The following is a 14,025-nucleotide window of genomic DNA, read 5'->3' as shown; positions in this document are numbered from 1 at the left end:
ATGACCCTAGAATCGAGCTGACCTTGGCTAAAAGCAGTCACGAAATGGCTTCCCGCAAACGCGCGGATCTGTTGCTGGTCGAGCGCGGCCTGTTCGAAAGCCGGGCGCGGGCACAGGCCGCCATCGAAGCAGGCCTCGTCACCGCCGACGGCAAGCCGGTCCTGAAGCCATCCGAAAATGTTCCGGACAATGCCGCGCTTCAGGCGCAACCGGCGCATCCCTATGTCTCGCGCGGCGGCGTCAAGCTGGCCGGCGCGCTGGAGCATTATCCGATCGAGATCGAAGATCACATCTGCCTTGATGTCGGCGCGTCGACCGGCGGCTTTACCGAAGTGCTGCTCGCCAACGGGGCCGGTCTGGTGTTCGCCATCGACGTCGGGCGCGACCAGTTGCATCCCTCGCTGCAAGGCCATCCCAAAATCGTCTCGATGCAGGAGACCGATATCCGCGGCTTCGAGGGCAAGCGCCTGCCGCAACGGCCCGATGTCGTCGTGATCGATGTCAGCTTCATCTCGCTGAAAACCGTGCTGCCGGTGGCGCTGTCGCTGGCGGCGGCGCCGATGCATCTGCTGGCGCTGATCAAGCCGCAATTCGAAGCCGAGCGAAAGCATTCCAAGCGCGGCATCATCCGCAACGCGGCGGTGCATCAGGCGATCTGCGACGACATCAGCGCCTTCGCCGTCTCGCTCGGATGCACCGATATCGAGGTGTTTCCATCTTCGATCACGGGCGGCGACGGCAACATCGAATTCTTCATCGGCGCGCGCCGTGGCTGAACAACTCGTCATCGATCATGTCGGCCATCGCGGCGACGGCATCAGCCTTGTGGACGGTCAGGCCGTCTATGTGCCCTATACGCTGGGCGGTGAAACCGTCGAGGTCGAGCCGGTGGCCGGCCATCCCGACCGCCGCTATCTGTCGCGGATCGCGCATGCCAGCGCAGAACGGATCGCGCCATTCTGCAGCTATTTCGGCGCCTGCGGCGGCTGCGCCATCCAGCACTGGCAGATGGAATCCTATCGCGCCTGGAAACGTCAGATCGTGGTCGATACGCTGGCGCAGGCCGGCATCGCCTGCGGGGTCGATGAACTGGTCGATGCCCACGGCGCCGGGCGGCGGCGCGTCACCGTGCATGCGCGCCGTGGCGCCGACGGCGAATTGCGTACCGGATTCGCCGCGGCCAACAGCCACGAGATCGTCGCAATCCGTGACTGCCCGATCCTCGATCCGGCCTTGCACGGCGCGCTCGACGCCGCGCGCGCGCTGGCGGAGGCATTGAAGCCCGCGGGCAAGCCGTTGGATATCCAGATCACCGCGGCCGACAACGGCCTCGACATCGACGTGCGCGGCTCGGGGCCGCTGACCTCGGCCGCCATCGCAACCTTGTCCGGCATCGCCAGGGAGCACGGTCTGGCGCGGCTGACGCGCCACGGTGAACTGGTGTTGATGCGGACGCCGCCGGTGATCGGGATCGGTGCCGTGCGATTGGCGTTGCCGCCTGGCTCGTTCCTGCAGGCGACAATTGCCGGCGAGGAAACGCTGGCGGCGCGGGTCATCGAACGCTGCAAGCGCGCCAAGCATATCGCCGATCTGTTTTGCGGCGTCGGACCGTTCGCGCTGCGGCTTGCGGCCGCTGCACGGGTAACGGCGTTCGACAATGACGCCGGTGCGGTGGCGGCGCTGCAAAAGGCGGCCGCCTCGGCGTCGGGACTGAAACCGGTCAAGGCCGAGACGCGCGACCTGTTCCACCGGCCGCTGATGCCGCAGGAGCTGCGCGATTACGATGCGGTGGTGTTCGATCCGCCGCGGCAGGGTGCGCAGGCGCAGGTACGGCAGCTGGCCGCCAGCAAAATCCCGATCGTGGTCGCGGTGTCGTGCAGCGTCGCGACCTTCGCGCGCGATGCGCGCATTCTGATCGATGGCGGCTACAAAATCGAAAACGTCACGCCGGTCGACCAGTTCCGCCACACGCCGCATGTCGAACTGGTGGCGCGCTTCAAACGCTGAACCTCGTTTTCCGCCGCGCGGTTTATTTCCGCGGCTCAGAATCGTCACCGTGAATCCACTCCGCTCGAAAACGCTATAGCGAGCGACTTCTATCGCGGATCTCCGATCAAAGACCCCCTTCGGTTAGATCACTGCGCCGATACAATTTTTATTCATTCTTATTTGCGTTCGAAAAATATCTCCTCAACCATTGCATTGTCGTCGAGGCAGAGGCAGTGCGGCAGCTAAGACCGTCATTGAAGTCACGCATCTCCCGCATTGATTTATTCCGAAACAAAAATCAGCCTTGAGCAATTCCAATTCGCGCAGGGTTCTATAACGAGAATGGTTCAGTAAAAATATCCTGGGGGGTCGGCGTCGCCGGCCGATATCTGGGGTTTCTTCAGTGATCATTGTTGAAAGATCGAAGGCGCTCATGCTCGGCGCCTGTGGCGTTGGGTCTGTAATTTTTTCGGTCGCGGCAGTAGACGCCCAAACCGCGCTTCCACCTGTATCAGTTGAAGCACCGAAGCAACGACCGCAATCCTCCGGCGGATCGCAGCGCGCATCGCGCAACGTTCAGTCAAAACGACGTTCGGCGAAACGCACGGAGCCGCCGAAACCCACTGAGACGGCTGCGCGTGCTCCCAACACAAACTCCGTCGTAGGTAATTTGCCTGCGCCTTACGCGGGTGGTCAGGTCGCAACGGGCGGCCAACTCGGCCTGCTTGGCAACCGCGGCGTCATGAACACACCCTTTAACCAGACCAGCTACACGTCACAGACCATTCAGGATCAACAGGCGCGTACCATCATCGACGTCATGGCCAACAATCCATCGGTCCGTACGGTCTGGAGCGACAATAGCTACACATCAGGCCTCATGATCCGCGGCTTTCTGGTAAGTCCTTGGGATTTTACCTTCAACGGCTTGTATGGCGTAGTTCCCGGCCTGTCGTTCAGTGCCGATTCCGTCGAGCGCATCGAGGTTCTGAACGGCCCGAGTGCATTGATTAACGGCATGCCGGCTTTCGGCAGTGTAGGTGGTTCGGTCAACATCGTTCCAAAACGTGCAACTGACGATCCGATTACGCAGCTAACAGCGTTCTACGCATCCAATAGCCAGTTCGGCACCCATATTGATGTCGGTCGGCGGTATGGAGAGAACAAGGAATGGGGCGTGCGGTTCAATGGGACCTATCGCAATGGCGACACCCCGACGAATAATCAGTCGTTGGAAATGAGCAATGTCGCACTTGGTCTCGACTATCGCGGGGAGCGCGCCCGGGTCTCGCTCGATTTAGGCTATCAGGATCAGAATACGTCGGCACCGCTTCGCCCGACTTATCTGGCTGCGGGAATCACCGCCGTTCCCAAGGCGCCGAGCGCAAACGCAGACTACTTCCAGCCATGGACCTACGCTCACGTCAAGGACTGGTATGGCGCCTTGCGCGGGGAATACGATCTATCGAACGACTGGACCGTGTATGGCGCGGTTGGCGGTCGTCAGGACCGTACCTACCTCCTGTCAGGCTTTGCCACCATCAACAACGCGAATGGCAACCTCACCGAGGCGCCATATAACTTTCCTGTTTTTCATGACGATGATTCAGAGGAAGTCGGGATTCGTGGAAAGTTCGCGACGGGATTTATCGATCATCAAGTCTCCGTCACGGCCAGCCGGATCGATGACTGGTCCGGCAGCGCATTTCCCGTCGTCGCAACCATCGCCTCGAATCTCTATAATCCCACTTTCATCCCCGAGCCCACTTACACCAAGCTGACCGCGCCGCTAACAAGCGCAATATATCTGCAAAGCGCTGGCGTGGCGGATACACTATCGGTGCTGGACGATCGGGTGCAGTTGATCTTGGGAGGCCGCGAGCAGCAGATCCAATCCGAGAGTTGGAGTTCCACTACGCTCGCGCAGACCGCGCAGTATGAAGCGAATGCACTCACGCCGGCGGTAGGGCTTATTGTCAAGCCTTGGCAGAATGTCTCGCTCTATGCGAACTACATCGAAGGTTTGCAGCCAGGCACGACGGTTGGCGTTGGTTACGCCAACGCCGGGCAGACCTTGGCGCCTTACGTTTCCAAGCAAATTGAGACCGGCGCCAAAGTGGATTGGGGCAGCGTTATTACAACTCTGTCCTTGTTCCAGATTACACAACCTGCCGCATCGGTTGATGCCACCACCAACACCTACTCGGAGGATGGGGAGCAGCGAAATCGCGGCATAGAGCTCGATGCCATGGGGAAAGTGACGGATGCCGTGCGGGTGCTCGGCGGGGTGACCTTGCTCGACGCACGGCTTACGCAAACCGCTGGAGGCACCTATAATGGCAATGTAGCCCCAGGCGTGCCGGACGTGCAGCTCAATATCGGCGCCGAGTGGGACACGCCCTTTGTCCGGGGTCTCACTCTTTCGGGACGCGCGATTTACACAACCTCGCAATACTACGATAACGCCAATACCCAGCAGATTCCGGATTGGGTCCGCTTCGATGTCGGAGCACGCTATACCTTCGATCTGCGAGGCAAGCCGGTCACCATTCGGGCCAACGTTATTAATGTCGCCAACGCCGGGTATTGGGCGTCGGCAACGCCGACCTATGGCCTCTCCCTCGGCGCCCCGCGCACCTACATGCTTTCGACGACCTTCAATTTCTGAACGGCCCGAGTGGAAAGCATAGGTGAAGCAGGAACGGCTTCGTGCCGCTCTCTCAATAATGAGGGTAAAGAGTGCTCAGATAGTCCGATAGCGTGGTCGGATCGCCGCGTGTGCTCTGTCGCAACGGCTGGCCGCTCAACAGCACGCCGGCCTGGGTCTTGTAATCGGGAGCCGTATTGTCGGTCGGCTTTAGCGGCTGACGGACGGTCTCGATGTACCTGTCATAGGCCTGTTGGGTGCCGACGAAGATGCAGACGCAATGCTCCGGCTCGGCATAGAAATAACGCAGGGCTTCACCAGCCCCGTTTATCACGAAGCGGTGTGCCGGTAGCGCGTGCAGCGCTTTTTGCCCAGCCGGATCGTTGGCGACCTGGACACGAAAACCGGCAGACGACAGATAGAAGCTGTTCTTTTCCAGCAACCGCTGGCTTGGCACCTCCGCGGCGGCCAAGCCAGAGGCGCACAGCAACAGCGCAACGGCTGGAAACAGGCGCAAGGCTTTGAAGCCATGACCCCGAAAGAGATGTCCCCGAAAGAAGTGCTGGTGGCTTGCTGCGACCAGCCAGATGATCGATGCTGGCATTGCAAATTCCCCTGCTAAGCCCCGTTTGGCTTTGCGCTTGGTACAATGCCGGAAACACTGTGCCAAGATTGTGTTGATGCACCAGGTGAGTAGATGAGGATGCTAGAGCGCGATAGCTTTAGGCTGAATCGCCATCGCGCTCTATTTTATTGTTGGAGCATGAGGGAAAATCGGTGCCCACTTTTCCGGATCATGCTCTAGCGTCCCCAGCGATCCTGCCAGATCTTCTCACCGACCAGGCAGGAGACGCGCGGCTCCTTCTCCGCCACCGGAACGATCCGGCGTTCGGGCGTCCGTCCCGCGACTTCGAGCAGCAGCTTGGTGCGGATCGCCTCCTTGAATTTCTCGCGGTCCTTGATCGACACCACGAAGGAGCCGGGGCCGCCGGTCACGCAATCCTCGTAATAGTAATCGAGGTTGTCGATATCCATCGTCGAATAGGACGGCTCCTTCACCATGATCGGCAGGCCGTTGATGGTAATCCCCTTCGACAACGCCTCGTCGCGGGCGCCGGTGACGGGCGAGCCGTTGTTGTTGGGGCCGTCGCCGGAGATGTCGATCACCCGCCGCAGCCCGTGATACGGATCCTGATCGAACAGCGGCATCGCGAAATAGATCGCACCCGAGATCGAGGTGCGCGAGGCGCGGCGGACCGGGGTTTTCATGATTTCGTCGGCGACCGCGTCCGCAGTTTCCGGGCCGTCGATCAGCCGCCACGGAATGATGATCTTCTGATCGTTCGACGCCGCCCATTCGAAATAGGTCACAGCGACCTTGCCGTTGGGCAGGGCTTTCAGCGCCTGAAGAAACTCCTTGGATTGGATCGCCTGCGCGTAGCCTTCGCGCTGGATGGCGAGTTCGTCCATATCCATCGAATAGGAGACATCGACGGCGAGGATCAGTTCGACATCGACCGTGGGCCTGCTGTCACCCGTCTGCGCCAGTTCGCGCACCGTGTTCGGCGCCGCGATACTCGTGACGTCACCTCCGGCTATCGCCCCCGCGACAAGCACGGCCCCGATCGAGACACACCAGCGCATAGCGGCCCTCCTATCGAACGCTGGATCGTGACACGCAGATCGCGCCGCGAAAAGCACGAAGATCGGCCGCTCTTCACATTCGAGTTAGGCATCGCTGCCCTGGTTTTGGGCGGGGAACCGGGACCGGGAGAAGCCTGTTTTGACCGGCGCGGCCGCTTGTCCGCGCACGCCGCCGCTGCACTCAAGCCATCGCAAAACATCCGGTTCCACCGCGGTCTTCGGGATTGTATGATGAACGGGACTGCAAATGTCTGGAGGCGCATTCCGGAAATGGCCGAGACCACCATCACCAAACCGAAGACCAAAACCCGGACCAGGACCGAGCGGCCTCGCCTGCACAAGGTCATCCTGGTCAATGACGACTACACGCCGCGCGAATTCGTCGTCACCGTGTTGAAGGCAGAATTCCGGATGACCGAGGATCAGGCTCACAAGGTGATGCTGACGGCGCACCAGCGCGGCGTCTGCGTGGTCGCGGTCTTCACCAAAGATATCGCCGAGACCAAGGCGACGCGCGCCACCGACGCCGGCCGCGCCAAGGGCTATCCGCTGTTGTTCACCACCGAACCGGAAGAATAGCGCGGCATCGTCGAGCCGCCGGATACGGAAACGTAGGCGGCGCAGGCCGTCGAGCCAATCGGCGCCGGCTAATGACCTGCCGCTTCGTCCTGCAGGCCGTAAACGCGCTCGGCCTTCGAAAATCCCGCGATCGGAAATTCGCCCAGATCGGTCCAGCCGCCGGTGCAGGTTCCGGCGAATCCGGCCGACGCCACGATGGTGCGGTTGAGACGGCCGGCGATCTTCTCCAGCCGTGCCGCGAGATTGACCGCCGGTCCGATGCAGGTGAAGTCGAGCCGGTTGCCGCCGCCGATATTGCCGTAGAGCACTTTTCCGACATGCAGCGCGACGCCGAAGCGGAAGCGCTCGATCACGTCGCCGATCGGATAATGCATCGCCGCGACACTGGCGCGGGATTCCCGCGCCGCTTCCAGCGCCAGCGAGCAGACCTGATCGGTGTTGCCGTCCTGTTCGGCGATCGGAAAAACCGCGAGCAGCCCGTCGCCCATATATTTCAGGATTTCTCCGCCATGCGCCCTGATCGCGGATACCTGGCAATCGAAATAATGATTGAGAACGTCCACCACGATCTCGGCCGGCAGCCGGTCCGACAACGCGGTGAAGCCGCGCAAATCCGACAGCCAGATCGCGGCGTGCATCGTATCGGTATGGCCGCGGCGAATCTGGCCGCCGAGAATCCGCTCGCCGGCGCGGTTGCCGACATAGGTATCGAGCAGAATGGCGGCGGTGCGGCGCAGGCTCATGATTTCGATGACGCGCGCCAGCGGCGACGCCAACGCCCTCAGGGTGGCCAGTTCATGGTCACGGAAGCCGCCCGGCTGCTTCGTGGTCCAGCTTGCGGCGTGAACCGAATTGTCGCCGAAGTGAAGCGGCAGCGCGACATAATCGGTGACGCCGTCGGCGCGCATATCGTCGAGAAACGGAAAGCGCCGGCTTGCAGGATCGTCGAGCCTGCACCTGACTTCCTCTTTCTTCTCGTAGAGAGGCGCCAGCGGGCTTCTTTTGAATTCCGGAGAATCCTTGACGTCGAAATCCGCGGCGCGCACCACGACCTCCTCGCCCGGCCGCCAGGTGAAACTGAAGCCGAATACATCGGGATGCAGCGTCCGGACGAAAACGCCGACGCGCCACAGCGGCAACCCGGCCTGCACCAACCGCTCGCAGGTTTCCGACATCATATGAGCCGGGCTGGACGCGGATCGCGCCCCGTCGATCAGCCAGTCGGTCAGCTTCTGGAAATCAGGTGCGTTCATGGCGCCGACATTTGGGGAGTAACTTCCCCGCGCCGTCAAGCCATCATAACCGCGTTGCGTCCCGGTGACAGGCGAAGCCCGGTCTTCTAGCGGCCGACCTGGCCGCGATGGCGCAGGAAATGATCGGCGAGCACGCAGGCCATCATGGCTTCGCCGACCGGCACGGCGCGAATGCCGACGCAGGGGTCGTGACGGCCTTTGGTCATGATCTCGGTATCGGCGCCGTGACGGTCCACGGTGCGGCGCGGCGACAGGATCGAGGAGGTCGGCTTCACCGCAAAGCGCGCCACCACCGGCTGGCCGGTCGAGATGCCGCCCAGAATGCCGCCGGCGTGGTTGGACAGGAATCGCGTGCCGTCATTGCTGGAGCGCATCTCGTCGGCATTTTCCTCGCCCGACAATTCGGCGGCGCCGAAACCTGAACCGATCTCGACGCCCTTCACCGCGTTGATGCTCATCAGCGCAGCCGCCAGTTCGGCGTCGAGCTTGGCGTAGATCGGCGCACCAAGTCCCGGCGGCACGCCTTCGGCGACGACCTCGATCACCGCGCCGATCGACGATCCCCTCTTTCTGATATCGTCGAGATAGGTCTCGAAGAACGCCGCCTTGTCCTTGTCCGGACAGAAGAACGGATTGCGCGCCACCTCGTCCCAATCCCATTTACCGCGGTCGATCACGTGCGGCCCCATCTGCACCAGCGCGCCGCGCACCCGCATGTCAGGCACGATCTTGCGGGCGATGGCGCCGGCCGCGACCCGCATCGCGGTCTCGCGCGCCGAGGAGCGGCCGCCGCCGCGATAATCGCGCAGGCCGTATTTGGCCTCATAGGTGAAGTCGGCATGGCCGGGGCGGAACTTGTCCTTGATCTCGGAATAGTCCTTCGAACGCTGGTCGGTATTTTCGATCAGCAGCCCGATCGGCGCGCCCGTCGTCACCTGGAGGCCGGTTTCCGGATGCGCCATCACGCCGGACAGGATCTTGACCGCGTCCGGCTCCTGGCGCTGGGTGGTGAAGCGCGACTGTCCGGGACGGCGGCGATCGAGATCGCGCTGGATCTCCTCGGCGGTCAGCGGCAGCAGCGGCGGGCAGCCATCGACCACGCAGCCGATCGCGACACCGTGGCTTTCGCCGAAGGTCGTGACCCGGAACATGTGGCCGAAGGTGTTGAAGGACATTTAGCTCGTCTAGCTCGTCGTTTGCTTCGTCGACGCCTGCGACATCGTTGACTGTCAACGTTGTCGTATCGCCCGGTGCCGAGCCGTGTCAAACCACATTCGTCGGACGGTTCGATTACCCGCGCCGTCATTCCGGGGCGCCCGGAGGGCGATCCCGGAATCCATCAAGCCGCAGATCGTCTGGATGAATGGATTCCGGGTTCACGCTGCGCGTGCCCCGGAATGACGAAGCGGGTAGAACGGCGCCCTTAACTATACTTCACTATACTTCGTCATCGCGCCGTCCCGGAACACATAGACCACGCCCTGCCCGATCGGCGTCTCGACGGCTTCAAGCGGCATCGCCACGCCCAGCGCCACCATCAGCGCGCGCATCGTGCCGCCATGGGCAACGGTCACGGTGTCGCCCAGCAGCGACTCGCACCAGTCCCGCATCCGCAGCGTGACGCTGGCATAGCTCTCGCCGGACGGCGCGGCGACGCCCCATTTGTCGGCGTTGCGCAGCGCAAACGTGGCGCCGTCGTGCAACTCCATCTCCGGCAGCGTCAACCCTTCCCAATGGCCGTAGCCGATCTCGCGCAACCGGTCGTCGACGCCGTACTCGCCCGGCGGCAGGCTCAGGGTTTCGCGCACCAATTCCATCGTTGCCCGCGTGCGGCCGAGCGGGCTTGCGACATAAGGCAGGGACGCGGCCCGATGGCCGTCGCGCGCCAGCAAGCGGGCGAGGATTTCGCCCGCGGTGGCCGCCTGCCGGCGTCCGAGATCGTTGAGCGGGATATCCTTCGATCCCTGGAAGCGGCCTGCCGCGTTCCACGCGGTCTCGCCGTGGCGGATATAATAGATCGTCGGCGCTGGCATCGACCCTGCAACTATTCCTGAACTATTCTTGGGCCGGGGAATGGCCGAGCGAGATGTCGGGCGCTTCCGGCCGCTTCATGCCGAGGACGTGATAACCGGAATCGACGTGATGCACCTCGCCGGTGACGCCGCGCGACATCTCCGACAGCAGATACAGCGCGCTGTCGCCGACTTCCTCAATTGTCACGTTGCGCCGCAACGGCGCGTTATGTTCATTCCACTTCAGAATGTAGCGGAAATCGCCGATGCCGGAGGCCGCCAGCGTCTTGATCGGCCCCGCCGAGATCGCGTTGACGCGAATGTTCTTCTCGCCGAGATCGGCCGCGAGATAACGCACGCTTGCCTCCAGCGCCGCCTTGGCGACGCCCATCACGTTGTAATGCGCCATCCACTTCTCGGCGCCGTAATAGGTCAGGGTCACGATCGAGCCGCCGTCGGTCATGAGCTTTTCCGCGCGCTGCGCGATCGCCGTCAGCGAGTAGCAGCTGATCAGCATGGTCTTTGAAAAATTGTCCGCGGTGGTCTCGAGGTAGCGGCCGTCGAGCTGGTCCTTGTCGGAGAAGGCGATGGCGTGGACCACGAAGTCGATCTTGCCCCATTTCTGTTTCAGGACATCGAACACGGCGTCGATGGTCGCGGCATCGGTGACGTCGCAATGACCGAGCAGGATACCGCCGAGTTCGGCGGCCAGCGGCTCGACGCGCTTCTTCAAGGCGTCGCCCTGCCAGGTCAGCGCGATCTCCGCCCCCGCCGCACGGCAGGCCCTGGCGATGCCCCAGGCGATCGAGCGGTTGTTGGCGACGCCGATGATCACTCCGCGCTTGCCCTGCATCAGACCTGAATTTTGCGTCATTCCGGCTTCCAATCGAGACGATCCGGGGTTGGAGGTACACCAGCCCTCCACCGCGGTACAGCCTTAATCCACGGCGAATTAACGCTGTTTGAGCGGAAGCCCTCAAGGCCGGAATAGTCCGGCTACCGGGGTGTTAGGTTGAGGTAAGGCGACGCGCCCGCATCATGGCGCGCCGCCGGCAGAGATAGATCCCAGAGTCTCCATGACCGCCTTTCGCGACAGTGTCGAAACCATGATCCCGGCCCTGCGCCGCTACGCCCGCGCGCTGGCCCGCGATGCCGATATCGCCGACGATCTGGTGCAGGATACGCTGGTGCGGGCGCTGCGCTCGGAGCGGCTGTTTCTCGGCGGCGACATCAGGAGCTGGCTCTACACCATCCTGACCAACCTCAACAAGAACCGCCGCCGCTCGCTGGCCCGGCGGCCGCAATTCATGCCGCTGCTCGACAACAATCCCGACGCCAGCGGCACCGAGGCGGAAGGCCGCGACATCGCCCGCGCGCTTTCCACGCTGGTCGAGGAACAGCGCTCGGTGCTGCTGCTGGTGATGCTGGAGGGATTGAGCTACCGCGAGGTGGCCGACATCCAGGGCGTGCCGATCGGCACCGTGATGTCCCGCCTCGCCCGCGCCCGCGCCCATGTGAAAGCCTCGCTCGAGGGCGAGCGCCCGGCGCTGCGGCGGGTGAAATGACGGGGAGCGATAATGCATCGGGCAATGGATTGAAAGCGGAAATGATATGGATGCGATGATCGAATTTGAATCACGACGGCTTCTTCCCAATCCTCCTCCGCGGGAGGAATCGCAACCGGCCGGGCGATCGACCTCGGCCGGGACCAGACAGAGACGACGAGCATGACCGAGCCCCAAATCCCCGTCACCGAAGACGAACTGCACGCCTATGTCGACAATGAATTGCCGGCGGAGCGCCGCGGCGATGTCGAGGCATGGCTCGCGGCCCATCCCGACGATGCGGCGCGGGTGCAGTCATGGCGCGCGATGGCGGACGCGCTGCATGCGCGCTACGATTCCGTCCTCGACGAGGCCGTGCCGAAGCGGCTGGAGATCGAGCGGCTGGTGCGGCAACCGCGCAAATGGATCTATGGGGCGGTCGCCGCGGCCCTGGCGGCTTTCATCGTCGGCGGCGGCGCCGGCTGGGTGGCGCGCGGCGTGATCGGCTCGCCTTCGACCTTCCAGAACTTCACGGTGGATGCACTGGACGCGCACCGGCTCTATGTGGTCGAGCTGCGCCATCCCGTCGAGGTAGAAGCTTCCGAACGCGACCACCTGATATCGTGGCTGTCGAAGCGTTGCGGCTATGACGTCAAGGCGCCGGAGCTCGAGGTCACCGGGCTCAAGCTGGTCGGCGGCCGGCTATTGCCCGGACCGGAAGGACCGGCGGCGTTCCTGATGTATGAGAGCCCGACCGGGCAGCGCTTCACGCTCTACGCCTCGCGGGCCGACATGAAGACCACCCACATGCACTATGCGTCGAGCAACGGCGACGGCGCGATGTTCTGGGCCAATGGCAGTGTCGGCTACGTCTTCAGCGGAGCGGTGGACAAGGAGCGGCTCAACCAGATCGCACATCTGGTCTACGACCAGACTGAAATCGCCGGCGGCTGACAAACGAGCGGGACGCAAACAGGCGGCAGAACGCGTCGAAGGCAATTAGGTCATCCACGATGTCCCAATTCGGACATTGAAAATCTGGAATCAGGACATGGGTGCGTCTCAATATCGCACCGGGGCTCACGTGAAATTGTAATGCGCTCGATCCGCCGATCGACGCAGGCGGCCTCGATCGGGGTTTGGTAACCACGCTGGTCCCCCTTTCGAGGCCGCACCCTTTTTCGGCATCACACGAGCCTACTCCTCGGCGTGACGCAAGGCGACCGGGTCTGAAGCATGATCGGTTCTGCGTGAATCAGAACCGAAGCTCGCTCGAAAACACGATAGATTATCGTTTCGACGCCTTTTCCTCACGCCAACCACGATCCCCCATTGTCCAGGGCCGCGGCAGGCTTTGGCCCGAACACGCTCTAAGCCTGATCGCTGCGCGGATCGTAGGGGTGTCCGTCGCGCCACTTTTCCATCAACGCCTCCAGCTCCGCATCGTTCCCGTCCGGAAGCATGATCCGGGTGGTGACGAACAGATCCCCCGCCGCTCCTCCCGGCTTCGGCAATCCCTTGCCCTTCAGCCGGAAGATCCGGCCGCTGGAGGTATTTTTCGGGATCGACAATTCAACCGCGTTGCCCAGCGTCGGCACCCGGACCTTGCCGCCCAAGACGGCCTCGTACAGCGTGATCGGCAAATCGACCCGCAGGTCGCTGCCGTCGACTTTGAAGAAGGGATGCGGCGCGATGTTGATCGTGATCAGCAGGTCGCCCGGCGGATGGCCGGCCGCCGTATCGCCCTGCCCCTTGAGGCGGATCTGCTGGCCGGCGACGACCCCGGCCGGAATCTTGACGTTGAGCTCCTTGCCGGTCGGCAACCGGACGCGCTTCTCCGCGCCCTTAACCGCCTCTTCCAGCGACACCGACATCGAAACGCTGAGGTCGAGATCGAGCGCGATGCCGCCCGGATCGAATTCGAACGCCGAGCCTCCGCCGGGCCGGCCGCCGCGCGCCGCACCGCTGAACATGCTGTTGAGTATGTCCTCGAAGCCGCCGGCGCCACCGGCACCGCCGCTGCGGAACGTCCGCGATTCGAATCCGCCGCCACCGCCACCACCGGGCGAGAACCCACGCGCCCTCGGGTCGCCGCCACCGGGAAAACCCTGGAACCGCGGCTTGCCTTCGGCGTCGATCTCGCCGCGATCGAATTGCTTGCGCTTTTCCTCGTCGCTGAGAATCTCGTTGGCCGAATTCAGCTCGGCAAAACGCTCCGCCGCCTTCGGATCATTCTTGTTGTTGTCGGGGTGATGCTTCTTGGCAAGCTTGCGATAGGCGCTCTTGATCGCCGCAGCGCTGGCGCCCCGCGGCACCCCCAAGACCTCATAGGGGTCGCGCATCCGTCACGTCTCCTT

At 62.8% G+C, this 14,025-nt stretch carries 13 protein-coding genes; 6 read left to right on the top strand and 7 right to left on the bottom strand.

Annotated features, from left to right (window positions below):
• Positions 1–44: 44 nt before the first annotated feature.
• From HB630_RS21335 to HB630_RS21325, 3 genes are all read left to right on the top strand, one after another.
• Positions 45–776, top strand: coding sequence for a TlyA family RNA methyltransferase (locus HB630_RS21335; protein WP_213774366.1), 732 nt, complete (start codon positions 45–47; stop codon positions 774–776).
• Complete coding sequence (locus tag HB630_RS21330) at positions 769–2,007, top strand: methyltransferase (RefSeq protein WP_213774364.1); 1,239 nt, start codon at positions 769–771, stop codon at positions 2,005–2,007. Before HB630_RS21335 ends, HB630_RS21330 begins: the two co-directional genes overlap by 8 nt.
• Before the next feature lie 385 nt (positions 2,008–2,392).
• A complete protein-coding gene (locus HB630_RS21325; RefSeq protein WP_346656118.1) occupies positions 2,393–4,657 on the top strand; it encodes a TonB-dependent siderophore receptor in 2,265 nt (754 codons plus the stop codon).
• A 52-nt stretch (positions 4,658–4,709) separates the two neighbouring features.
• Here the strand turns inward: HB630_RS21325 and HB630_RS21320 are convergent, their stop codons facing one another.
• Positions 4,710–5,240, bottom strand: coding sequence for a hypothetical protein (locus HB630_RS21320; protein ID WP_213774362.1), 531 nt, complete (start codon positions 5,238–5,240; stop codon positions 4,710–4,712).
• Between the two features lie 197 nt (positions 5,241–5,437).
• On the bottom strand, positions 5,438–6,280 hold the full coding sequence (locus tag HB630_RS21315; RefSeq protein ID WP_213774361.1) for a DUF1194 domain-containing protein: 843 nt from the start codon (positions 6,278–6,280) through the stop codon (positions 5,438–5,440).
• Between the two features lie 270 nt (positions 6,281–6,550).
• On the opposite strand from HB630_RS21315, the gene clpS reads away from it, so the two are divergent.
• Entirely contained in the window at positions 6,551–6,859 is a 309-nt protein-coding gene (clpS, locus tag HB630_RS21310) for an ATP-dependent Clp protease adapter ClpS (RefSeq protein ID WP_213774441.1), read from the top strand.
• 68 nt (positions 6,860–6,927) lie between these two features.
• On the opposite strand, the gene HB630_RS21305 is transcribed toward clpS, so the two are convergent.
• The 4 genes from HB630_RS21305 to fabI form a co-directional block, all read right to left on the bottom strand.
• Positions 6,928–8,112 carry an adenylate/guanylate cyclase domain-containing protein gene (locus HB630_RS21305; RefSeq protein ID WP_213774359.1) on the bottom strand — a complete coding sequence of 395 codons (1,185 nt, stop codon included), beginning with the start codon at positions 8,110–8,112 and terminating at the stop codon, positions 6,928–6,930.
• 86 nt (positions 8,113–8,198) lie between these two features.
• Positions 8,199–9,287 carry a chorismate synthase gene (aroC, locus tag HB630_RS21300; RefSeq protein ID WP_213774357.1) on the bottom strand — a complete coding sequence of 363 codons (1,089 nt, stop codon included), beginning with the start codon at positions 9,285–9,287 and terminating at the stop codon, positions 8,199–8,201.
• Between the two features lie 252 nt (positions 9,288–9,539).
• On the bottom strand, positions 9,540–10,145 hold the full coding sequence (locus tag HB630_RS21295; protein WP_213774355.1) for a histidine phosphatase family protein: 606 nt from the start codon (positions 10,143–10,145) through the stop codon (positions 9,540–9,542).
• Positions 10,146–10,167: 22 nt separating this feature from the next.
• Entirely contained in the window at positions 10,168–10,998 is an 831-nt protein-coding gene (gene fabI, locus HB630_RS21290; RefSeq protein ID WP_213774353.1) for an enoyl-ACP reductase FabI, read from the bottom strand.
• Between the two features lie 202 nt (positions 10,999–11,200).
• Here fabI and HB630_RS21285 point away from each other — a divergent pair, with 202 nt between their 5' ends.
• Both HB630_RS21285 and HB630_RS21280 read left to right on the top strand, forming a co-directional pair.
• Positions 11,201–11,689 (top strand): sigma-70 family RNA polymerase sigma factor, encoded by a 489-nt coding sequence (locus HB630_RS21285; RefSeq protein WP_213774351.1) that lies wholly within the window; start codon positions 11,201–11,203, stop codon positions 11,687–11,689.
• Positions 11,690–11,851: 162 nt separating this feature from the next.
• Complete coding sequence (locus HB630_RS21280) at positions 11,852–12,622, top strand: anti-sigma factor (RefSeq protein WP_213774349.1); 771 nt, start codon at positions 11,852–11,854, stop codon at positions 12,620–12,622.
• A 416-nt stretch (positions 12,623–13,038) separates the two neighbouring features.
• Here HB630_RS21280 and HB630_RS21275 read toward each other — a convergent pair whose 3' ends face one another.
• Positions 13,039–14,010 (bottom strand): DnaJ C-terminal domain-containing protein, encoded by a 972-nt coding sequence (locus HB630_RS21275; RefSeq protein ID WP_213774347.1) that lies wholly within the window; start codon positions 14,008–14,010, stop codon positions 13,039–13,041.
• Between the last annotated feature and the right edge of the window lie 15 nt (positions 14,011–14,025).

It is taken from the genome of Bradyrhizobium sp. dw_78 (assembly GCF_018449525.1).
Classification (GTDB): Bacteria; Pseudomonadota; Alphaproteobacteria; order Rhizobiales; family Xanthobacteraceae; genus Bradyrhizobium.
The sequence above is the reverse complement of the archived record's forward strand: the minus strand, read 5'-3'. Positions and strand labels throughout refer to the sequence as shown.